The organism is Curtobacterium sp. 24E2 (assembly GCF_016925595.1).
Taxonomy (GTDB): Bacteria; Actinomycetota; Actinomycetes; order Actinomycetales; family Microbacteriaceae; genus Curtobacterium.
In genome coordinates, this window is record NZ_CP068987.1 from 1,730,909 (window position 1) to 1,750,891 (window position 19,983).

The window sequence follows — 19,983 nt, forward strand, 5'->3', positions numbered from 1 at the left end:
GCCTCCAGGCCGGTGTCAGCGGTCGATCCAGGCCGTGCCGAACCACGGCGTCGACACCGCGGTGGTCTGCACGCCGTGCACGCTGGAGCGCACCAGGAAGTGGTTCTGCTGGTCGTAGAGGGGGAGCACGGTGCCGCTGGACAGGATGATCTCCTGCGCCTGCTCGTACAGGTCCCCGCGCTCGGACGTGTCCGAGGTCTGCGCGGCACGCTGCAGCAGGTCGTCGAGCTCCGGGTAGTCGAGCTGGGCGAGGTTCGCGAAGTACCCCGACGGGGCGGGCGTGATGCTCGCGCTGTCGTAGAGGATGCGGAGGACGTCCGCGCCGACCTTCGTGTACGGGGCGCTGACGACGTCGTACTGGTTCGCCGCGAGGGCCGCGTACCAGCTGGACAGGTCGAGCTCATTCAGGACGACCTTGAACCCGACGGCCTTCTCGGACGCCTGGATCTGCTGGAACAGGCTGCGTTCGGCGGGGACGGACTGGTTCGTCGACACCGGGAACGTGACGGTGAGCTGCTGGCCGTCCTTCTCCCTGATGCCGTCGCTGCCGACCTTCCAGCCGGCGTCGTCGAGCAGCTGCTTCGCCTTCGTCGGGGAGTACCCGAACAGGCTCTTGTCGGAGTACCCGTACGGCTCGACGCTGGAGAGCACCGAGTACGAGCGCTTCGCCGTCCCGAGGAACAGGCTCCGGATGCCCGGGTCGATCTCGGCGCCGGCGATGAACGCCTTGCGGACGGCCTCGTCGCGGAAGACCCCGTGGCCGGAGTTCAGCTCGAGGCGGTTCGACGCACCGGGACGCGGGGCGTCGAGGTCGCGGATCGAGCCCTTCGCCGACGCCGCCCTGAGCTGGTCGGGCTGGGCGTTGTCGATGACGTCGACCTGACCGGACTGCAGCGCCGCGTAGCGGGAGGTCGAGTCGGGCAGGAAGCGCCAGGTGATGCCGTCGAGCCGGGGCGCGGTCGCTCCCCAGTAGTCAGCGTTCTTCCGGAGGGTCACGCGGTCGCCGTGCTTCCAGGCGGTGACCTCGAACGGGCCGGTGCCCACGGGTGACTCGCAGTTGGCCTCCTGCGAGCGCTGCAGGGCCTTCGGTGACTCCATGCCGACCCACGGCTGCGAGAACGACTCGAGCAGGGCGCTGTCCGGACGGCTCAGCGTCAGCGTGACGGTGTGGTCGTCGGTGGCGGTCGCCTTCGTGATCGACTGCAGCGCGAGGTACCCCGTGCTCGACGCCGTCGCCGGGTCCTGCACGTGCTCGATGTTCGCCACGACCGCAGCGGCGTCGAAGGGCGTGCCGTCGGTGAAGGTCACGTCGTCGCGGAGCGTGAAGGTGAGGGTCTTGCCGTCGTCGCTCGTGGTCCACGACTTCGCCAGCGCGGGGACGGGCTTGCCGTCGTCGAGCGCGGTGAGCTCCTCGATGTACTGGCTGGACAGCAGTGCCTGCGGGTAGTTGCCGCCCACGTGCGGGTCGAGGCAGGTGGGTTCGGCGTCGCCGGAGGCGTACACGAGCGTGCCGCCGGTCACCGGCGTGCTGCTGCTCGTCGCGCTTCCGCCCGTGCACCCGGCGAGGACGAGGAGGAGCGCTGCGGCGCCGGCGACCGCCGTGGCGGTTTTCTGTACTGAGTCCAAGATCATGGCTGGACGAGTCTAGCGGTTTACTGGGGCCCATGGACGAACCGATGCGCCGCGGTGGACGGCCCCGACGCTCGAGTGCCGAGGTGCTCGCCGACGCCGCCGCGGAGCTGTTCCTCGAGCAGGGGTACGGCCGGACCACGGTCGACCAGATCGCCGTCCGCGCCGGGGTGAGCCGGGCGACGTTCTTCAACTACTTCACGGCGAAGTCGGACGTGCTCTGGCTCGACCTGGACGCCGCGTTCGCGTCGCTGCCCGGGCTGCTGGCGGAGTCGACCGAGCCCTCCGCGGTCCGTGCAGTGGAAGCGGCGCTGCTCGCCGCCGCCCGGGCCCACGATCCCGAGCGGGTCCCGTGGGCGATCGCCCAGGCCGAGGTGATGGGCATCGGTCCCGAACTCGTCGCGAGCGTCGCGACCCGGGTGACGGCGCAGCACGCGACCGTCGCGGCGTTCGTGGCCTCGCGGACGGGGACCACCCGGCGGCGCTCTGGCCGCAGACCGTGTCCGGGGCGATGCTCGGTGCCGCGGGTGCGGCGTTCGGGGTCTGGGTGGCGGACGGCGTCGGTCGCCGGCCGCTGGTCGAGTACGTCGGCGCCGCGCTCACGCCGGTGGCGGCGGGGCTCGACGCGCACTGACGCGCGGAAGGTTCAAGCGGCTCGCACTCGGATCGTGCCCGTCCCGCAGGGACTGAATGGGCGGTGCCAGATCCGTTCCTGGCTGCGTTTTCCGGCCACACCCAGATGGGTCGTCAACGGCTCGAAGGGTAGGTAGTCCCCTTCAGCTCCTTCGCATGCGATGACCTGTCCCTGGCGCGACTGCGCCCAGGCTCCGAGCTGCTCGTAGTCGAGAGTGTCGCTTCCGTACCGATAGCCCCGTCCTGCTGCACCGCGGTACGGCGGATCGATGAACCACGTCGCCTTGATGTCCGGTGCATCGCGGTAATCACCCTGAACGACCGTCCAGTGACGAACCTTATGCAGAGAATCGGCCATCACACGGCGCGAGATGTCCCAGTTGCGCTCGAGTACCGGGGTTACCTTGATGGTCTTGTAGGCGAACGCCATCTTGGTGGCAGCGTGCACGATGTGGAGGAACTCGGACGAGCGATCCCCGACACGGAGTTCCGGAAGCGCACGCATTTCTCGTTCGCTCGCACCGATCAACCAATTCCAGATATCTACGACACGCGGGTCCCGCTCGATGAGGATGACATTTCGTTCCCAATTCAAACCGTGCAGAGAGTACGCGGCAGAACCTGCGAAGGGTTCGATAATCGTGTCGCAGGCCGGGACCGGGTAACGTCGTGCGAGTTGCTTCTTGCGACCGTAGTAGTAAAACACGTCACCGCTCGCTCTCGACGGCGCTGGATGCGCGCTCCAGGAGTCGATCGAACACCGGCTCGGGAAGGACCTTCTCGTACCGGTTGCGGTAATCGTCTCGATCGATGAGCGCGATCGCTCCGCTAGCCATCTTGTGTGCTCCAGATCGGAGCATTTGGGTCACTTTGGTGTTCCGCCCAGTAGTGCCGCTGATCGCACCCCAGTCTGTCTCAACGAGCGAACCCGAGTGGAATACGGCCGTGATTACGGGATAACCGGGGTCATCTTCCGTGCCGTCGACGAAGTCCCACACCAAGGCCATGAGGGCTCGCACGCCTCTGTGATGCGCCTGCCAACCGATCCCCCGCAGAGCTGCAACGCGAGCGGTGCCGTTGTCGAGTGCGCTGCCCTGCTCGACGCTCCCGACGGTTGTCTTCACCTCTAGGCCGGAAGGGTAGTTCCTAAGCTCGGCTTCGGTGCAGTTCGCAGCGACCGTCGGAAGGATGTCCGGATGGCCCTTCTCGATCGGGTTCACGATAGACGATGTTCGAGCCGCTAGAGCGGCGACGAACACCGACCCGACCATGCTGCTCTGCGTCTTCAGGTCGAGCGTCCGGAAGAGGCTCCGGGGCAGCGCTGCGAGCGTCACGTCCGCATCGAGCACCGCCTCGACCACATCGGCCCCCGTCACTCGAAAGCCTGGTTCGATGTCGAACGCGCCGTGGAATCGGTAGGACCGTGCCGTCGCAGCCGGCGCGCTCACCGTTGGTGCAAAGTACTCCACTAAATCCAAGCCAATGGCAGCGACGAGCTGGGTGAAGATCCCGAGCGAAACGTCTTGGTAACCCGCCTCGAAGGCGATGAGTACATGCTCGGGGAGTCCGGCGCGTGCCGCGATGTCGGCAGTGGAGACTCTCTGCGAGCGCCGCCGTCGGGCAAAGGTTTCGCCAGCTCCTTGAGTGGTGGGCCCTCCAGCCATGTTCATCGACACGGCGAGAGCCTATTCGCTACCGCCGACGCACTGCGGGCGGCGCGCGATCCTCCACAGATCCGGATTCGCCTTGCCGTCCTCGTGGGCGAGTTCTGGTACGTGGCACGCGGCGTCACGCCGTTTCTCGTCGTGACAGTCACGGTCGGGACCGTGGCCATGCTCGTGGCACAACCGGGGCGGCTCATCGTTCACCAGGTGGCCGCCGCAGCGCTCGCAATGGTGATAACGCTCGACCCGCACTGAAGCGTCAGTCCGTGCGCAGCGTCCCCGCGCCCCCGGCCGCGACGTCCTCGACCGTGCCGTCGCGCACGACCTCGGGCACCTCGTCGCTCGTCGGCCGCAGTGAGGCGTCCCCGGGGTAGCTCAGCGTGAGGACCGCTTCCTCGATGTACTGGCTGTCCTCGAGCGACTGCTCGACCTCCCGGAGCCGCACCGCGACGTGCTCCTCGTTCTCGTTCCCGGTGAGGTCGACCGCGGCGACGAGGTACACCCGCGACGGTCCGACGAACTCCAGGTGCAGGTAGGTCACCCGTTCGATCTGCGAGCGGCGGAGCAGTTCGACGAGCACCGCGTTCTCGAGCTCCGGGGACGTGCTCTCGCCGAGCAGGAACCGGCGGTTGCGGTCGATGAGGATGATCGCGACGACCCCGAGCAGGACGCCGATCGCGATCGAGCCGACGGCGTCGAAGACGGCCAGGCCGGTGATCTGGTGCAGGAACACCCCGAGGAACGCGACGACGAGGCCGACCAGCGCGGCGGCGTCCTCGGCAAACACCGCACGCAGGGTCGGGTTCGACGACTGCAGCACGTGGCGCAGCACCGGGACCCGACGCTTCGTCGCGGCACCGTGCGCCTGCCGGTACGCCTGCAGGAAGCTCGTGCCCTCGAGGCAGAACGACACCGCGAGCACGATGTAGTTCAGGACGACGTCCTCGGCCGGCCCGGTGTCCCCGAGCTCGGTGATGCCGTGGTAGATCGACACGATCGCGCCCGCGGTGAACAGGCCGAACGCCGCGAACATCGACCAGATGTAGGTCTCTCGCCCGTACCCGAGCGGGTGCGCCGTGTCGCGCTTCCGGGCTCCTCGACGCTCCGCCACGAGGAGGAAGATCTCGTTCCCGGTGTCGGCCCACGAGTGCGCCGCCTCGGCGACCATCGACGCCGATCCGGTGATGAGCGAGGCGATGGTCTTGGCGATCGCGACGAGGAGGTTCGCGCCGAACGCGATGATGACGGTGAGCAGGGACTCAGGGCGGTCCTCCTGCTCAGGAGAGTCGGGCATCGCTCCAGCATGCTCCCGTCCGCTAAACTCTTCTCGAACAGGCGTCGATCCGGCCATCACCGGGGAGCCTCCGGAAGAACGCGGGTCCGCCCGTCAGTAGAACCGGGCGGGCCGGGCCGCGCACGATCCCGAACACGAGCGGTCGTGGGCAGCTGTCCACGGCAAGCGAGGTGGTACCGCGGAGCACGCTCCGTCCTCGTGGGAAGTCACATCCGCGATCCTCAGGAGCCCCCGGTGCCGTACCCGCTCAACTCCAGCAACGACGGAGCCACCCCGTCGCCGTCCTTCCCCGCCGTCGAGCGGGGGATCCTCGCCTTCTGGAAGGGCGACGACACGTTCCAGGCGTCCATCGACCAGCGCCAGGGCTGCGACGAGTGGACCTTCTACGACGGCCCGCCGTTCGCGAACGGCCTGCCACACTACGGTCACCTGCTGACCGGGTACGCGAAGGACGTCTTCCCGCGCTACCAGACCATGCGCGGCAAGCAGGTGCACCGCCGCTTCGGCTGGGACACCCACGGGCTGCCCGCCGAGCTCGAGGCGATGCGCCAGCTCGGCATCACCGAGAAGCACGAGATCGACGAGATGGGCGTCGACGTGTTCAACGCCGCCGCCAAGAAGTCCGTGCTGCAGTACACCGACGAGTGGCAGCAGTACGTCACCCGCCAGGCGCGCTGGGTCGACTTCGAGGACGACTACAAGACGCTCGACACCACGTTCATGGAGAGCGTGCTGTGGGCGTGGAAGCAGCTCTGGGACAAGGGCTTGGCGTACGAGGGCTTCCGGGTCCTGCCGTACTGCTGGAACGACCAGACGCCGCTGTCGAACCACGAGCTGCGCATGGACGACGACGTCTACAAGATGCGTCAGGACCAGTCCGTCACGGTGTCGTTCCCGCTGCAGGGTGCGCGCGCCGAGTCGCTCGGGCTGGCCGGCGTGCGTGCGCTCGCCTGGACGACGACCCCCTGGACCCTGCCCACGAACGCCGCCCTGGCGGTCGGGCCTGCGGTCTCGTACGTGGTGCTCCCTGCGGGGCCGGGAGGCGCAGCTGACGGTGCCGACGCCGGTTCCGTCTCCTACCTGCTGGCTTCGGACACCGTGGCCGCCTACGCGAAGGACCTCGGCTACGAGACGGCCGAGGACGCCGCTGCCGCGGTCGTCCGCACCCTGGCGGGCGCGGAGCTCGACGGCGTCGAGTACGAGCGCCTGTTCGACTTCCTCGCGGAGGCCGAGGGCATGGAGCACGCCTGGCGCATCCTGGTCGCCGACTACGTCGAGACCGGCGAGGGCACCGGCATCGTGCACCAGGCCCCGGCCTACGGCGCCGACGACCAGGTGGTCTGCGCCGCCGCCGGCATCCCCGTGGTGCTCTCCCTCGACGAGGGCGGGGTCTTCACCTCGCAGTTCGGCGAGGTCGCCGGCATGCTCTGGTCCGACGCGAACAAGCCGCTGACCAAGGCCGTCCGCGACGCCGGTCGCCTGCTCCGCCAGGCGTCCTACGAGCACAGCTATCCGCACTGCTGGCGGTGCCGGAAGCCCTCATCTACAAGGCCGTGTCGTCGTGGTTCGTGCGGGTCACCGACTTCCGCGACCGCATGGGCGAGCTCAACCAGGACATCAACTGGGTACCGGAGAACGTCAAGGACGGCCAGTTCGGCAAGTGGGTCGCGGGCGCCATCGACTGGTCGGTGTCGCGCAACCGCTACTTCGGCACGCCGATCCCGGTGTGGCAGTCCGACGACCCCGAGTACCCGCGCACCGACGTGTACGGCTCGCTCGAGGACATCGAGCGCGACTTCGGCCGCCTGCCGCTGAACGCCGACGGCGAGGTCGACCTGCACCGCCCGTTCATCGACGACCTGACCCGCCCGAACCCCGACGACCCCACGGGGAACTCGACGATGCGCCGGATCACCGACGTGTTCGACGTCTGGTTCGACTCCGGGTCGATGCCGTACGCCCAGGTGCACTACCCGTTCGAGAACCGGGAGTGGTTCGAGTCGCACAACCCGGCCGACTTCATCGTCGAGTACATCGGGCAGACCCGCGGCTGGTTCTACGTCATGCACGTGCTGTCCACCGCGCTGTTCGACCGACCGGCCTTCGAGAACGTCATCAGCCACGGCATCGTCCTCGGCTCGGACGGGCAGAAGATGTCGAAGTCGCTGCGGAACTACCCGGACGTCTCCGAGGTGTTCGACCGCGACGGTGCCGACGCCATGCGCTGGTTCCTGATGTCCTCGTCGGTGATCCGCGGTGGCAACCTCGTCGTCACCGAAGAGGGCATCCGCCAGGGCGTCCGCGAGTTCATGCTCCCGCTGTGGTCGACGTACTACTTCTTCACCCTCTACGCGAACGCCTCCGGACCCGACGGGTACCAGGCGTCCCGTCGAACGGACAGCACCGACGTCCTCGACCGGTACCTGCTCGCGAAGACCCGGGTGCTCGTGTCCGACGTGCAGCAGCACCTCGACGCGCTCGACACCCCGCTCGCGGCCCAGGCCGTCCGCGACTTCGCCGACGTGCTGACGAACTGGTACGTCCGCCGGTCGCGCGACAAGTTCTGGACCGGGGCCGACGGTGCGGCAGGGGACGACGCCCGTGCGGCGTTCGACACCCTGTACACGGTGCTCGAGACCCTGACCCGCGTGGCGGCCCCGCTCGCCCCGCTCGTCACCGAGGAGATCTGGAAGGGCCTGACCGGTGGCCGGAGTGTGCACCTGACGGACTTCCCCGACGCGGCCGAGTTCCCCGCCGACGACGCCCTCGTCGCGGCCATGGACCGCGTGCGCGACGTCGCCTCGAAGGGCCTCGCGCTCCGCAAGGCGACCGGCAAGCGCGTCCGGCTGCCGCTCGCCACGCTCACCCTCGTGGTGCCGGACCCGGCGGCGGTCGAACCGTTCGCCGACATCCTGCGCGACGAGCTGAACGTCAAGCGGGTCGTGCTCGAGGCCCAGGCCGAGGAGTCACTGGCGCAGTACGGCATCGAGCGGAAGCTCACCGTCAACGCCCGCGTCGCCGGTCCGCGCATCGGCAAGGCCGTGCAGCAGGTGATCCCGGCCGCCAAGAAGGGCGACTGGACCGCGACCGAGTCCGGCGTGACCGTCGGCGGTGTCGACCTGGTCGAGGGCGAGTACACGCTCGACCTCACCGTCGCCGACCCGTCGGTCGCCGTGGCGTTCCTCGACGAGGGCGGCTTCGTGGTGCTCGACACCGTGACCACGCCCGAGCTCGAGGCCGAGGGGCTCGCCCGCGACGTCGTCCGCGCCGTCCAACAGGCCCGACGCGACGCCGACCTGGACGTCAGCGACCGCATCGTCCTGACCCTCGGGGTCGACGAGGCCGCCGACGCGTCGGTGGGCACCCACCAGCAGCTCATCGCGGGGAGACCCTGGCGACGAGCGTCGAGATCGTGCCCCTCGGGGCAGGCGCCACCACCGATGTCGGTGACGGCGCGAAGGTGACTGTGGAGGTGTCACGCGCATGAGCGACGACGACCAGTACGACGAGCACGACCAGCACGACGAGGACGGCATCCGGATCCCGGTGGGGCCGTCCGGTGACGCTCCGGTCGAGGCCGTGCCGTACGGCGGTGACGACGACGATGTCAAGCGCGTCGAGGCCGCCCTGTACGCCCGGATCGGCGAGCAGTCGCCCGAGCACCGCCTGACCGCGACCCGTCGCGCCGTCGAGCTGCTCGGGGACCCGCACCTGGCGTACCCGGTGATCCACATCACCGGCACGAACGGCAAGACGTCCACCGCGCGCACGACCGAGAGCATCGTCCGTGCCCACGGGCTGCGCACCGGCCTGATGACGAGCCCGCACCTGGTGTCGATCAGGGAACGCATCGTCATCGACGGGCAGCCGATCGAGCCGAGCCGGTTCGTCGAGAACTGGGACGACATCGCCCCCGTCCTCGAGCTCACCGACAAGGAGCTCACGGACAAGGGCGAGCTCCCGCTCACCTTCTTCGAGGCACTGACCGTCCTGGCCCTGGCGTGCTTCGCCGAGGCACCGGTCGACGTCGCCGTGATCGAGGTCGGCATGGGCGGCGAGTGGGACTCCACCAACGTCGTGCAGAGCCAGGTCGCGGTGTTCACGCCGATCGCCATCGACCACGCGAAGCAGCTCGGCAGCACCGTGGCGGAGATCGCGCGGACCAAGTCCGGGATCATCAAGCCGTCGTCCGCCGTGGTGTCGAGCGAGCAGGTCCCCGAGGCGCTCGTCGAACTCGAGCGTGCCGCCGAGCTCACCGAGTCGACCCTCGCGGTCGAGGGCGCCGGGTTCAGTGTCCTGGACGTGACGCCGGCGGTGGGCGGTCAGCTCATCACCGTGCAGGGCATCGCCGGCCGCTACGACGACCTGTTCCTGCCGCTGTTCGGTCGGCACCAGGCGCACAACGCGGCCGTCGCGATCGCCGCGGTCGAGTCGTTCCTCGGTCGGGGTACCCAGGCGCTCGACGAGGACGTCCTGTCCGAGGGCCTCGCCGGTGCCACCAGCCCCGGCCGCCTCCAGCCGATCGCCACCGACCCGACCGTCGTGGTCGACGCGGCGCACAACCCGCACGGCGCCGCGGCACTGGCCGAGGCCCTGCCCGTGGCGTTCCCGTCCGAGCACGTCGTCGGCGTCGTCGGGATCCTCGGCGACAAGGACGCCCGTGGGTTCGTGCGCGCGCTGAAGGGCACCGTCGAGACCTTCGTCGTCACGCAGCCACCGGGGAGCGTGCCCTCGACGCGGACGCCTTCGCGAAGGTCGTCGTGGACGAGGTCGGCGCGGACCGCGTCGTCGTCGAGCCGTCACTCGCCGCCGCCCTCCAGCAGGCACGCGACCTGGCGGACGAGGCGGACGCCGAGGACGCCCTCGTGCTCGTCGCGGGCTCCATCGTGATGGTGGGTGCGGTCATGGACCTGGTCCACCGGGAAGGCGAGACGAAGTGACGAACGCACCACGTGCCTCCCGGCCGGGGCGTGCACCGCGCACCCGCAAGCCGCGACGCGACCGCGGGGCGCGGGAGAGCCTGCTGTCGATCGCGCTCGTGCTCGAGGCGATCATGTTCTTCTTCCCGATGCTCGTCGTGTTCGGCAAGGGGACCCTGCCGCCGGCCCTGGCGTTCGGCGGTGGCATCGGCGCGATGATCGTGCTGGCGCTGGCCGCACGCCTGACCGGCAACCCCGCCGGTGTAGGGTTCGGGTGGCTGCTGCAGGCGGCCATCCTCGCCACCGGGTTCATCGAACCGTTCATGTTCGCGGTCGCCGTGGTGTTCCTGGCGCTGTGGGTCTTCTGCTTCGTCAAGGGCGGTCAACTCGACCGTCAGAACGCCGCGCGCCGGGCCGCCATGGGCGAGGACTGACCACCCCTCCGATCCCGCGAACACACTAGGAGTACTGCGTGTCCGACCTCGAAGAGACCCTCGTCCTCGTCAAGCCCGACGGCGTCGCCCGCCAGCTCACCGGTGAGATCCTCCGCCGCATCGAGTCGAAGGGCTACGAGATCGTCGACCTGAAGATGCTCACCGCGCCGCGCGACCTGTTGGACGCGCACTACGAGGAGCACCAGGGTAAGCCGTTCTTCGAGCCGCTCGTCGAGTTCATGCAGTCCGGTCCGGTCGTCGCCGTCCGCGTCGCCGGCAACGGTGTCATCGCCGGGTTCCGCTCGCTCGCCGGCACCACCGACCCGACCAGCGCCGCACCCGGCACCATCCGTGGCGACCTCGGTCGCGACTGGGGCCTCAAGGTGCAGCAGAACCTGGTGCACGGGTCGGACAGCACCGAGTCGTCGGCGCGCGAGCTCGCGCTCTGGTTCGCCTGACGCTGAAACGGCAAGAAGGCCTCGCAGATGATCTGCGAGGCCTTCTTATTTTCACCGCCGGCTAGACGATCTTCCACTTCACGCTCAGCGCAGAGCCACCTCGAGAGCAGAGAGCCGAGATCTGGTATGTACGCCCGAAGGACTCGTTCCACCGGTACGAGCGAACGGTGTTATAGGTCACGCAGTTCAGGGTGTACTGAACTGTGCCTTTGCCGTTACACGTGTGCAGAAAGTTGCCACCCTGAATGATCGAAGTAGGTCCGCAGTTCAAGCCCGCGGCTCGTGCTGGTTCGGTTCCGACCGGACTGAGCATCTGCGCTCCGACCAGTATGGTGGCCACGAGCGTCACGCTCAGAGCGGCTTGCAGTGACCTCCTGCGGCGATCCAGGGAAAGAGTCTTCTTGGTCTCACGCATCACCATCAACCAAGCCGGTAGCTGGCCGATACGAGCGGATTCCCACCAGGACACGTCACATTGAAGATCAAACACTTCGCCGACGCGAAGTAGCGGGTGTACTGCTGGTTGTTCCCCGGAAGCAGACACTTCACTGTGTACGTGACCTGAGTTTTCGCGTCACAAGTGTGGACGAGACGTGCTGTCGACACTCCAGTGCGCTCCACGCCCAATGCGCCGCATTGGTTTTTCGCGGATGCCGGACTGGCGAACGCCAGACTGCCTACCAGCATGGCCCCCAAAACTGCAGCCGCGGCGATGGACTTCTTCGTATTGCACCCCTATCTACGCTGATGTGTTACCGGCAAGCTAGTGGAACATCGAATCTTGTGTCGAGCCAGCAAGAAACGGCGGGCCGTCCGAAAACGACCCGCCGCAGTGAGGGGTTTGTTACTTGCTCCCACCGTTCTGCTCGACGAAGGCTGCGAAGGCGTTCGCATCGCTCCAGGCACTCGTTGCATCACCGTTGTACTGCTTTCCGTTGACGATGACGGTCGGCGTGCCGGTGAGCTTCGGGAGATCGGAGTTTGCGAGGGGCTCGGTCAGCACGCGGTCGGTCGCATCGCCGACCCAGCCTTGGAAGTTCTGATTCGTGATGCAGCTGGCGACGTCCTTGCTCGTGACGCCCGCCTGTTTCACGACCGACGCCAGCTCAGCGTTCGTGAGTCCGCGAGTGCCTTCCTGTGGCTGGTTGGCGTAGAGCGCGGTGTTGACGTCAAGGAACTTGTCCGGGGCGTAGTTCGCGACGCAAGCGGCCGCGGCGGCGGATCGCGTCGAGTACTTGGAACCGAGAGAGGATCGATCCAGGAGGTTGAACGGGTGAACCTCAAGCGTCGCAGAGCCGTCCTTGACCCACTTCTTGATCTGCTCCATGTTGCCGGTCTCGAACTGGTTGCAGATCGGGCAGAGGTAGTCCTCGTACACCGTGATGTTGGCGACACTGTTGTCTTGCTTGGTGGCTGTGGGCTTCCCGCCCTCCGCAATGGCCTTCGTCCGTTCGGCGACGATCTTCCCGTTTTGCCCCTTCAGCAGGATCCCGTCGCTGGCCATGTTCTTCGGGCCCGGTCCTGCCGGCTGGATCGAGCTCGAGATGATGAGCACGACCGCTGTCACTATCGCCAAGCTCCCGACGACGATCGCGCTGACCAGGGCGATCCGGTTGCGGCGTCGGCGCGCCTGCTCTTTCTGGCGAGCCTCTCGGGCCCGTTCCCGCGCGGCGTTACGGCGCGCCTTCTTCGTCTCGTTGTCGCTCACGGGCATCGAGCGTAATCGAGGCTGAAGTGTTCGTGGCGGCCGTTCGGTGCTCCGTGCTGTATTGGCGGTGTCATCTCAGGTTGATCGTCTGAACAGATCAGCCGTCGTGTCGAACTCGCCGCGTGAGCACGGACCTGCTTCCAGAGGCGAAGCGAGGGGCGTGCTCGTCGCGTTGGCGCGTATCACGCAGCGCCACCGTTCTGCTCGACGAAGGACGCGAAGGCGTCGGTGTCGGTCAGGGAGCCGGTGAACTGCTTGCCGTTCACGATGATCGTCGGGGTGCTCGTCACCTTGTCGAGCGACGAGTTCGGGATCGGGTCGTTCATCACCCGGTTCGTGGCGTCGGCGACCCACCCGGCGAAGTGCTGCCCGGTGACGCACGAGGCGACCTTGCTGTTCGTCGCGCCGGCGTCCTTCGCCAGGGACGCCAACTCGTCGTTCGTCAGCCCCTTGGTGCTCTCGGACGGCTGGTTCTCGTAGAGCGACGTGTTGTACGCCAGGAACGCGTCCGGGTCGTAGTTCGCCACACAGGCGGCCGCGGCGGCGGAGCGGGTGGAGTACTTCGACCCGAGGGACACCCGGTCGAGCAGGTTGAACGGGTGCAGTTCGAGCGTTGCGGAGCCGGCCTTCACCCACTGCTCGATCTGGTCCATCTGCGCCGTCTCGAACTGGTTGCAGTACGGGCACATGTAGTCCGAGTACACGGTGATGTTCGCCACCGAGTCGTCCTGCTTCGTCGCCGTCGGGGTCCCACCGTCGGGCGTGGCCTTCGTCTCGACGGGTGCGATCTCGCCGCTCTGGCCGGTGAACAAGATGCCGTCACTCGCCATGTTGCGCGGCCCGGGCCCCGCGGGTTGCACCGAGTTCGCGATCACCAGGACGACCACGGCGACGACCGCCAGGCTGCCGACGATGATGCCGCTGATGCCGAGCGTCCTGTTGCGGCGACGTCGCGCCTGTTCCTTCGCCCGGGCTTCGCGAGCGCGCTCTCGGGCGGCGTCGCGACGGACCTTCTTGCTCTCGTTCTCGCTCATCGGAATCGAGCGTAGGTGCTGCCCGTACGGCGATCGGGCGTCCTGCCTGGGAAGCCCCCAGGAATTCGGTGACGTGTCATCGATGTGTCATCGGTGCCGCATCGGGAACGCCCAGCAGCGGATCAGAAGACCGTCAGGATGGTCGGGAACTTGATGATGATCGTCACGATGATGAACAGGTAGTTCGCCAGCGGGAACGCCCAGCAGAAGGGGAGCAGCACCTGGCCGAATCGCTGGGTCTTCGCACCGAAGCGGCCCTGCGCGGCGTTCCAGATCGTGAACACCCAGAACATCGGGATCGTCATCGACCACACGAGCATGCACCACGGGCAGAGCGCGCCGATGAACCAGACGGTCTGGGTGAAGAGCCACGTCACGAAGACCCACGCCAGGAACACGCCGGTGTTGAACGCGATCCAGAACCACCGCGAACCGTTGCGGAAGCCCGCGAGCATCATCACCGCGACGGCGATCGGCGCGACGAAGCCCATCACGCCCAGCAGCGGGTTCGGGAACCCGAACAGGTGGCCCTGCCAGCTCGCCATCACGTCAGAGCAGCTGATGAACGGGTTCACGTCGCACGAGAGCACCGTGTCGGGGTCGGCGTACTTCTTGAACTCGTCGAGTACCAGGGAGAAGGACCCGTACAGGCCGACGAACCCGGTGATCAAGAGGAAGACGGCCATCGCGATCGGACGACGGGGGGCAGGCGCTGACGTGCTCACGCCGTCATCATCGCATGCGGCTTCCGGTCCTTTCCGGGAGCGGCGTGCGATACTGGCCGGAGGTCGTGCGGGCAACCGCAGACCGAAGAGAGCTTTCCGGGCAGTGCCCCACGGGGCAGTGTCCGGACGATCAGGTGCGGTGAGAGCGCACCGTGGTCGGGACAGCGTCACTCCGACGCCGAGCCGACCCGGGCCGGGTGCCCGGACCGGAACGGCAGCGGACGCAACGAGAAGTTGACGCAGACCGATCACGAAGACAGCGAGCGCGGGGCGTCGACGCCACCGCCACAACCAAAGAATTCCCGCCGCCTGACAAGGGTGCGAGTGGGGCCGAGGAGTGCGCCAGTCCATGGTGGAGCAGAACAACGACAACACGACCAACGACGAGAACGCCCCGAAGCGTCGGACCCGCCTGTTCGGCGGACGCCGCGCCCGGTCGTCCGGCCAGCAGGGCCAGGGGGCGCCGTGCAGTCGCCCGCCGTCGATGAGACCCTCGCGCTGACGGACGGGGCACCGGCAGAAGCCGTGTCCGTCGCGGTCGAGGCCGTCTCCGCGCAGAGCGCCGAGCCGGACGACGTGAGCACGCTGACCGGCGACCTGCCGGTGGTCACGGCCGAGCCGACCGAGCCCGCAGCCGACGTGGCGGAGCCGAGTGGTGCCTCCCGTCCGACCGAGACCGAGCCGATGGCCGAGGCGAGCGAACCCGCCGCCCCCGCCGAGCCGTTCGTCCCGAAGGCGACGAGCACGCTCAGCCTGATCTTCCACGCCCCCGTCCTGCCGGAGCTGCCGCGCCGTGCCGCGCGGTACGAGCGCGACGAGGACGACCGTGACGACCGCTACGACCGCTCCGAGCGCGAGGACCGGTTCGACCGCGATGACCGGTACGACACCGACGAGCGTGAGGAGCAGGGCGGATCCCGCCGGCGCTCGCGTCGTCGGGGAGCAGCGCCGACCGCGAGGCCCGTGCGCCCCGCGAGCCGCGCGACCACCAAGAGCCCCGCCGCCGCGAGCCCGAGCTCATCACCGAGCCGCAGCGCATCAAGGGATCCACCCGGCTCGAGGCGAAGAAGCAGCGCCGCCGCGACGGCCGTGACGCCGGACGCCGGCGCCAGGTCGTGAGCGAGGACGAGTTCCTCGCCCGCCGCGAGAGCGTCGACCGGCAGATGATCGTCCGCTCCAGTACGTCGACCATCGAGATCGGCGTGCTCGAGGACGGCATCCTCGCCGAGCACTACATCACCAAGTCCGAGAACGTGTCGCTGATCGGCAACGTGTACCTCGGCAAGGTGCAGAACGTCCTGCCCTCGATGGAGGCCGCCTTCGTCGACATCGGCCGCGGCCGCAACGCCGTTCTCTACGCCGGCGAGGTCGACTGGAACTCGGTCGACACCAGCCACGGGCGTCGCATCGAAGCCGCGCTCAAGCCGGGCGACAAAGTCCTGGTGCAGGTCACGAAGGACCCGGTCGGCCACAAGGGCGCCCGCCTGACCAGCCAGGTCTCGCTGCCAGGTCGCTACCTGGTCTACGTGCCGAACGGCTCGATGAACGGGATCTCGCGCAAGCTGCCCGACACCGAGCGTGCGCGTCTGAAGAAGATCCTGAAGGAAGTCCTGCCGGAGCACGCGGGCGTCATCGTGCGCACCGCAGCCGAGGGCGCGACCGAGGAGCAGCTCACCCGCGACGTGCAGCGTCTGACCAGCCAGTGGGAGGCCATCCAGAAGAAGGTCGCCGGTGGCCAGGCCCCGGTGATGCTGCACTCAGAGCCGGACCTGCTCGTCAAGATCGTGCGTGACGTCTTCAACGAGGACTTCACGAAGCTCATCATCGACGGCGAGGCCGCGGGCGGAACCATCGACGAGTACCTGTCGGCCGTCGCGCCCGACCTGAAGGACCGCGTCGTCCGCTACGAGGGCCCGGACTCCTTCGAGGAGTACCGCCTGAACGAGCAGATCGACAAGGCGCTCGACCGCAAGGTCTGGCTGCCCTCCGGTGGTTCGCTCGTCATCGACCGCACCGAGGCCATGACGGTCGTCGACGTCAACACCGGCAAGTTCGTCGGCTCCGGGGCAACCTCGAGGAGACCGTGACGAAGAACAACCTCGAGGCCGCCGAGGAACTCGTCCGCCAGCTCCGCCTGCGCGACATCGGCGGCATCATCGTCGTCGACTTCATCGACATGGTGCTCGAGGAGAACCGCGACCTCGTGCTCCGTCGCCTGATCGAGTGCCTGAGCCGCGACCGCACGAAGCACCAGGTCGCCGAGGTCACCTCGCTCGGCCTCGTGCAGATGACCCGCAAGAAGATCGGCGTCGGCCTGCGCGAGTCGCTCGACGAGGTCAACGCCAAGGTCAACGACAACAACGCCGACCCGGGCCCGAGCAAGGGACGTCGCAAGGGGCGCAGCGGTGCCGGCAGCAACGGCGCCGGTGGCAACGGGAACGGTGGCAACGGCGGCAACGGGCACGGCAACGGCGGGGGCAACTCCGGCGGTGGCTCCGGTTCCGGTTCGTCGAACGGGCAGTCCAGCCAGGCGCACCAGATCACCGACGACGTGAAGAACGCGCTGTCGCGGATCGCTGCCTCGACGATCCCGCACGAGGACTCGCCGGCATCGCCGACCTCGGCGGAGGCACCGACCTCGGCGGACGTCCCCGCAGCGACGTCCGCGTCCGACGACTCCGGTGCTGGCGAGCAGCCCACCGGGTCGAAGCGTCGGCGCCGTGGCGGCCGTGGTGGACGCAGCGGTGAGCAGTCGAACGCTTCCGCGACCGAGACCACTGAGTCCGCTCCCGTCGCGGTCGAGCCCGAGGTCGCCGTCGAGCCTGAGGTCGCCGTCGAACCGAAGCAGGCCGAGCCGAAGCAGGCGGTCGCCGAGGCTGCTGCTGTTCCTGCTGCCGAGCCGAAGGCCAAGGCCCCGGCCCGCCGTCGGGTCAGCTCCAGCGCGACGGTGACCCCGACCGAGAACACGGTCGCGATCCTGGACATCCCGCTCGGCGCCGCCCCGAAGCGTGAGCCGCGCCAGGTCGCCCCGGACGCCGAGTCGCTGTTGGACTCCGTGCTCCAGGCGCTGCCCGAGCCGAAGCAGCCGGGTCAGGGCCGTTCGCGGTCCCGCCGGGTGTCGTCGCCGAGCATCAGTGCCCCGGCCACGACCGAGGGTGCGTCCGGCGAGGACACCGACGGCGCCGTCATCCTGGGGAACTGAGCGTGACGAACCCCGGTGACCCGCAGCAGGATCGTGGGTACTACGGTGCGGGCTGGCAGCAGCCCGCACCGCCCGGACCCGGGGAGCCGGTGGTTCCGCGCCGCTGGACGGTGGGCAGCCGGTGGGTGGCGGGCAACCTGGTGGGCAGCCGCCGTACGGCGTCCAGCCCGCTGCCGGCGTGCCCTACGCCCCGCCGCGACCGCCGCGTGCACCGGCCGATCCTCGTCGGGCCTTCGCGCCCAGCGCCTCGGTGAACAACACCGCCGGGGCGCTCATCGCCGTGGTGTCCCTCGTGCTGGTCGAGTTCGTGTCCGGCATCGTCGGGCTCATCGGGACGTCGCTCGTCGTCAGTCCGTTCGCGCACTACGGCGCGGGTGCCAGCCTGGTCGGCAGCTTCATCGCCTCGGTGTTCCTGGCGCCGTTCCCGTTCTACGCGGGGGCGTTCCTGGCGTTGGCGTTCCTGACGCCGATCGCCCGCCGCAGCCCGCTGCCGACCGTGCTGCTCCGCGCCGTGCTCGCCGGAGCCGCCGGGACGATCGCCCTCGCGCTCGTCGGCGTCTTCACGGGCGCGTTCGGTGCGATCACCTCGGGCGGGTCCCGCCTGGTCATCGACGTCGTCACGAACCCGCTCCGCAACGGCGTGCCGTTCACGGTGATGCTCCTGGCGAGCGCGACCGCGGCGTGGCTGTGGCTCGGGCGCCCGCGACGGAACCGTGGCACCGCGCCGACGACCGGCCTGCCGGGCACGGTGCGGCCCGCCGACGCCGTCCCGCCCGCGACCGTGCAGCCGGGGCCGCAGCAGCCGCAACAGGGCCCGTACGGACAGGGTCTGGTCCAGCCGGACCCCCACGGGCAGTACGGCGGCCAGTACGGCGCACAGCCCCGTCCGGACCAGCAGCCGCCGGCCGCTCCCTGGGGCGGTCCAGCGCCCCGCTGACCTCGGGTCGTCGCGCGTGCTGTCGTGGGGGCGCCCTCGGTCGTGTGGGCGGTCGCTGCACGGTGCGAGGTTGACCACATCGTGCGGCCTTCGTACCTCGCACTGTGTGGCCAACCTCGCACCGTGCGCGCATGCCCGTGACGCGACCGCGGTCATGCGAGGGACGGACGTGGCGGGGGTGCGCCGGGCCTCCTGTCCGCACCGTGCGAGGTTCCGGACGCCGTGCGAGCCGGCGTGCCCCGCACCGAGTCCGGAACCCCGCACCGAACGTGCCGGACGTGCGCGACCGGCGCGTCAGTGCGCGCGCTTGTCGCGCTGCGCCACGCGCAGGCCGCTGCGGATCAGCCGCAGCACGAGCTCCCGGCCGGACACCGCAGAGGCCCCCGCGGCGACCAGTTCGTCGTACTTCGCGAGCGGCACGTCGTAGTGGTCGTGGTCGAACGCACGACGCGGCACACCGGCGCGTGCAGCGAACGCGTGGAGTTCCGCGTAGGATTCATCACTGACGAGGTGCGACCACAGAGTGTCGTGAGCGGGCCACGTCGGTGGGTCGATCAACACGGTCACCGTGCAATCGTACGTGTGTCGCCGTTTGACCGGACCCATGGGGATCGAGTATTCTCGATCCCTGGTGTCAGCGGGCCGTTCTGCCTGCGTCGCCGATCGGGCCCGGCCTTCCGGGAGCCGCTCGTGCAGAAGTGGGCACCCGAGACTTCCCTCAAGCAGAGTTACGTAAGGATTTCCACGTGGTTTACGCAGTAGTGCGCGCCGGCGGCCGTCAGGAAAAGGTCGAGGTCGGCACCATCCTGACCGTCGACCGTGTCAAGGCGGACGACAAGGGCAACATCGACCTCGCCCCCGTGCTCCTCGTGGACGGTGACAAGATCACGTCGGCGGCTTCCGAGCTCGTCAACGTGACCGTCACCGCCGAGGTGCTCGACGACCTGCGCGGTCCGAAGGTCATCATCCAGAAGTTCAAGAACAAGACCGGGTACAAGAAGCGCCAGGGTTTCCGCGCTGAACTGACCCGCGTCAAGATCACCAAGATCGCGTAAGGGAGTCAGCTCATGGCACACAAGAAGGGTGCGAGTTCCACTCGCAACGGTCGTGACTCGAACGCTCAGCGCCTCGGCGTGAAGCGCTTCGGTGGCGAGGTCGTCAACGCCGGCGAGATCATCATCCGCCAGCGTGGCACCCACTTCCACCCGGGCGCCAACGTCGGCCGCGGTGGCGACGACACGCTGTTCGCCCTCTCGGCCGGTTCGGTCGAGTTCGGCACCAAGGGTGGCCGCAAGGTCATCAACATCGTCAACGCGTAGTCGCGACGATCAGCTTCAGCGGGAGGG

Annotated in this window: 15 protein-coding genes and 4 pseudogenes; 11 read left to right on the forward strand and 8 right to left on the reverse strand. The window is 68.5% G+C overall.

Features of this window, described 5'->3' with window-relative positions; all coding sequences use genetic code 11:
• Positions 1 to 15: 15 nt before the first annotated feature.
• Positions 16 to 1,632, reverse strand: coding sequence for an ABC transporter substrate-binding protein (locus JN350_RS08615; protein WP_205464222.1), 1,617 nt, complete (start codon positions 1,630 to 1,632; stop codon positions 16 to 18).
• A gap of 44 nt (positions 1,633 to 1,676) precedes the next feature.
• Between JN350_RS08615 and JN350_RS20765 the strand changes: the two are divergent.
• Together JN350_RS20765 and JN350_RS20130 are read left to right on the forward strand one after the other, a co-directional pair.
• Positions 1,677 to 2,045, forward strand: a pseudogene (locus JN350_RS20765) (TetR/AcrR family transcriptional regulator); the annotation flags it as partial.
• 95 nt (positions 2,046 to 2,140) lie between these two features.
• Complete coding sequence (locus tag JN350_RS20130; RefSeq protein WP_275898050.1) at positions 2,141 to 2,263, forward strand: hypothetical protein; 123 nt, start codon at positions 2,141 to 2,143, stop codon at positions 2,261 to 2,263.
• Positions 2,264 to 2,275: 12 nt separating this feature from the next.
• Here JN350_RS20130 and JN350_RS19260 read toward each other — a convergent pair whose 3' ends face one another.
• On the reverse strand, positions 2,276 to 2,968 hold the full coding sequence (locus JN350_RS19260; RefSeq protein ID WP_240347652.1) for a hypothetical protein: 693 nt from the start codon (positions 2,966 to 2,968) through the stop codon (positions 2,276 to 2,278).
• A gap of 1 nt (position 2,969) precedes the next feature.
• On the reverse strand, positions 2,970 to 3,938 hold the full coding sequence (locus JN350_RS08625; protein ID WP_205464224.1) for a helix-turn-helix domain-containing protein: 969 nt from the start codon (positions 3,936 to 3,938) through the stop codon (positions 2,970 to 2,972).
• A gap of 81 nt (positions 3,939 to 4,019) precedes the next feature.
• Here JN350_RS08625 and JN350_RS08630 point away from each other — a divergent pair, with 81 nt between their 5' ends.
• On the forward strand, positions 4,020 to 4,181 hold the full coding sequence (locus JN350_RS08630; protein ID WP_205464225.1) for a hypothetical protein: 162 nt from the start codon (positions 4,020 to 4,022) through the stop codon (positions 4,179 to 4,181).
• Positions 4,182 to 4,185: 4 nt separating this feature from the next.
• Here JN350_RS08630 and JN350_RS08635 read toward each other — a convergent pair whose 3' ends face one another.
• Positions 4,186 to 5,220: a cation diffusion facilitator family transporter gene (locus tag JN350_RS08635; RefSeq protein ID WP_205464226.1), complete on the reverse strand. Its 1,035-nt coding sequence runs from the start codon at positions 5,218 to 5,220 to the stop codon at positions 4,186 to 4,188.
• 234 nt (positions 5,221 to 5,454) lie between these two features.
• On the opposite strand from JN350_RS08635, the pseudogene ileS reads away from it, so the two are divergent.
• The 4 genes and pseudogenes from ileS to ndk all read left to right on the forward strand — a co-directional run bounded on the left by ileS (position 5,455) and on the right by ndk (position 11,031).
• Positions 5,455 to 8,707, forward strand: a pseudogene (ileS, locus tag JN350_RS08640) (isoleucine--tRNA ligase).
• A pseudogene (locus JN350_RS08645) lies at positions 8,704 to 10,160 on the forward strand (bifunctional folylpolyglutamate synthase/dihydrofolate synthase). The pseudogenes ileS and JN350_RS08645 overlap by 4 nt, the downstream one beginning before the upstream one ends.
• Complete coding sequence (locus tag JN350_RS08650) at positions 10,157 to 10,573, forward strand: DUF4233 domain-containing protein (RefSeq protein ID WP_205464227.1); 417 nt, start codon at positions 10,157 to 10,159, stop codon at positions 10,571 to 10,573. The pseudogene JN350_RS08645 and the gene JN350_RS08650 overlap by 4 nt, the downstream one beginning before the upstream one ends.
• 38 nt (positions 10,574 to 10,611) lie before the next feature.
• The gene (gene ndk, locus JN350_RS08655; protein ID WP_111084529.1) at positions 10,612 to 11,031 is read left to right on the forward strand and encodes a nucleoside-diphosphate kinase; all 420 of its coding nucleotides are present in this window, start codon (positions 10,612 to 10,614) and stop codon (positions 11,029 to 11,031) included.
• 844 nt (positions 11,032 to 11,875) lie between these two features.
• Here ndk and JN350_RS08660 read toward each other — a convergent pair.
• The 3 genes from JN350_RS08660 to JN350_RS08670 all read right to left on the reverse strand — a co-directional run bounded on the left by JN350_RS08660 (position 11,876) and on the right by JN350_RS08670 (position 14,459).
• Positions 11,876 to 12,739: a DsbA family protein gene (locus tag JN350_RS08660; protein WP_205464228.1), complete on the reverse strand. Its 864-nt coding sequence runs from the start codon at positions 12,737 to 12,739 to the stop codon at positions 11,876 to 11,878.
• Between the two features lie 182 nt (positions 12,740 to 12,921).
• A complete protein-coding gene (locus JN350_RS08665; protein WP_205464229.1) occupies positions 12,922 to 13,773 on the reverse strand; it encodes a DsbA family protein in 852 nt (283 codons plus the stop codon).
• Between the two features lie 122 nt (positions 13,774 to 13,895).
• Positions 13,896 to 14,459: a vitamin K epoxide reductase family protein gene (locus JN350_RS08670; protein WP_205464230.1), complete on the reverse strand. Its 564-nt coding sequence runs from the start codon at positions 14,457 to 14,459 to the stop codon at positions 13,896 to 13,898.
• 723 nt (positions 14,460 to 15,182) lie between these two features.
• On the opposite strand from JN350_RS08670, the pseudogene JN350_RS08675 reads away from it, so the two are divergent.
• Both JN350_RS08675 and JN350_RS08680 read left to right on the forward strand, forming a co-directional pair.
• Positions 15,183 to 17,700, forward strand: a pseudogene (locus tag JN350_RS08675) (Rne/Rng family ribonuclease).
• Positions 17,701 to 17,821: 121 nt separating this feature from the next.
• Positions 17,822 to 18,637 (forward strand): hypothetical protein, encoded by an 816-nt coding sequence (locus JN350_RS08680; RefSeq protein WP_205464231.1) that lies wholly within the window; start codon positions 17,822 to 17,824, stop codon positions 18,635 to 18,637.
• Between the two features lie 294 nt (positions 18,638 to 18,931).
• Here the strand turns inward: JN350_RS08680 and JN350_RS08685 are convergent, their stop codons facing one another.
• The gene (locus JN350_RS08685) at positions 18,932 to 19,204 is read right to left on the reverse strand and encodes a DUF4031 domain-containing protein (RefSeq protein WP_123313478.1); all 273 of its coding nucleotides are present in this window, start codon (positions 19,202 to 19,204) and stop codon (positions 18,932 to 18,934) included.
• A gap of 179 nt (positions 19,205 to 19,383) precedes the next feature.
• Here JN350_RS08685 and rplU point away from each other — a divergent pair, with 179 nt between their 5' ends.
• A complete protein-coding gene (rplU, locus tag JN350_RS08690; RefSeq protein ID WP_111084536.1) occupies positions 19,384 to 19,692 on the forward strand; it encodes a 50S ribosomal protein L21 in 309 nt (102 codons plus the stop codon).
• Positions 19,693 to 19,704: 12 nt separating this feature from the next.
• A complete protein-coding gene (gene rpmA, locus JN350_RS08695; RefSeq protein ID WP_071257351.1) occupies positions 19,705 to 19,956 on the forward strand; it encodes a 50S ribosomal protein L27 in 252 nt (83 codons plus the stop codon).
• Positions 19,957 to 19,983 lie beyond the last annotated feature (27 nt).

Bases quoted from the DNA above. Each gene is read 5' to 3' on its own strand.
- JN350_RS08615 (WP_205464222.1), bottom strand. From the start codon at position 1,632: ATGATCTTGGACTCAGTACAGAAAACCGCCACGGCGGTCGCCGGCGCC.
- JN350_RS20130 (WP_275898050.1), top strand. From the start codon at position 2,141: ATGCTCGGTGCCGCGGGTGCGGCGTTCGGGGTCTGGGTGGCGGACGGC.
- JN350_RS08635 (WP_205464226.1), bottom strand. From the start codon at position 5,220: ATGCCCGACTCTCCTGAGCAGGAGGACCGCCCTGAGTCCCTGCTCACC.
- JN350_RS08665 (WP_205464229.1), bottom strand. From the start codon at position 13,773: ATGAGCGAGAACGAGAGCAAGAAGGTCCGTCGCGACGCCGCCCGAGAG.
- JN350_RS08670 (WP_205464230.1), bottom strand. From the start codon at position 14,459: ATGGCCGTCTTCCTCTTGATCACCGGGTTCGTCGGCCTGTACGGGTCC.
- rpmA (WP_071257351.1), top strand. From the start codon at position 19,705: ATGGCACACAAGAAGGGTGCGAGTTCCACTCGCAACGGTCGTGACTCG.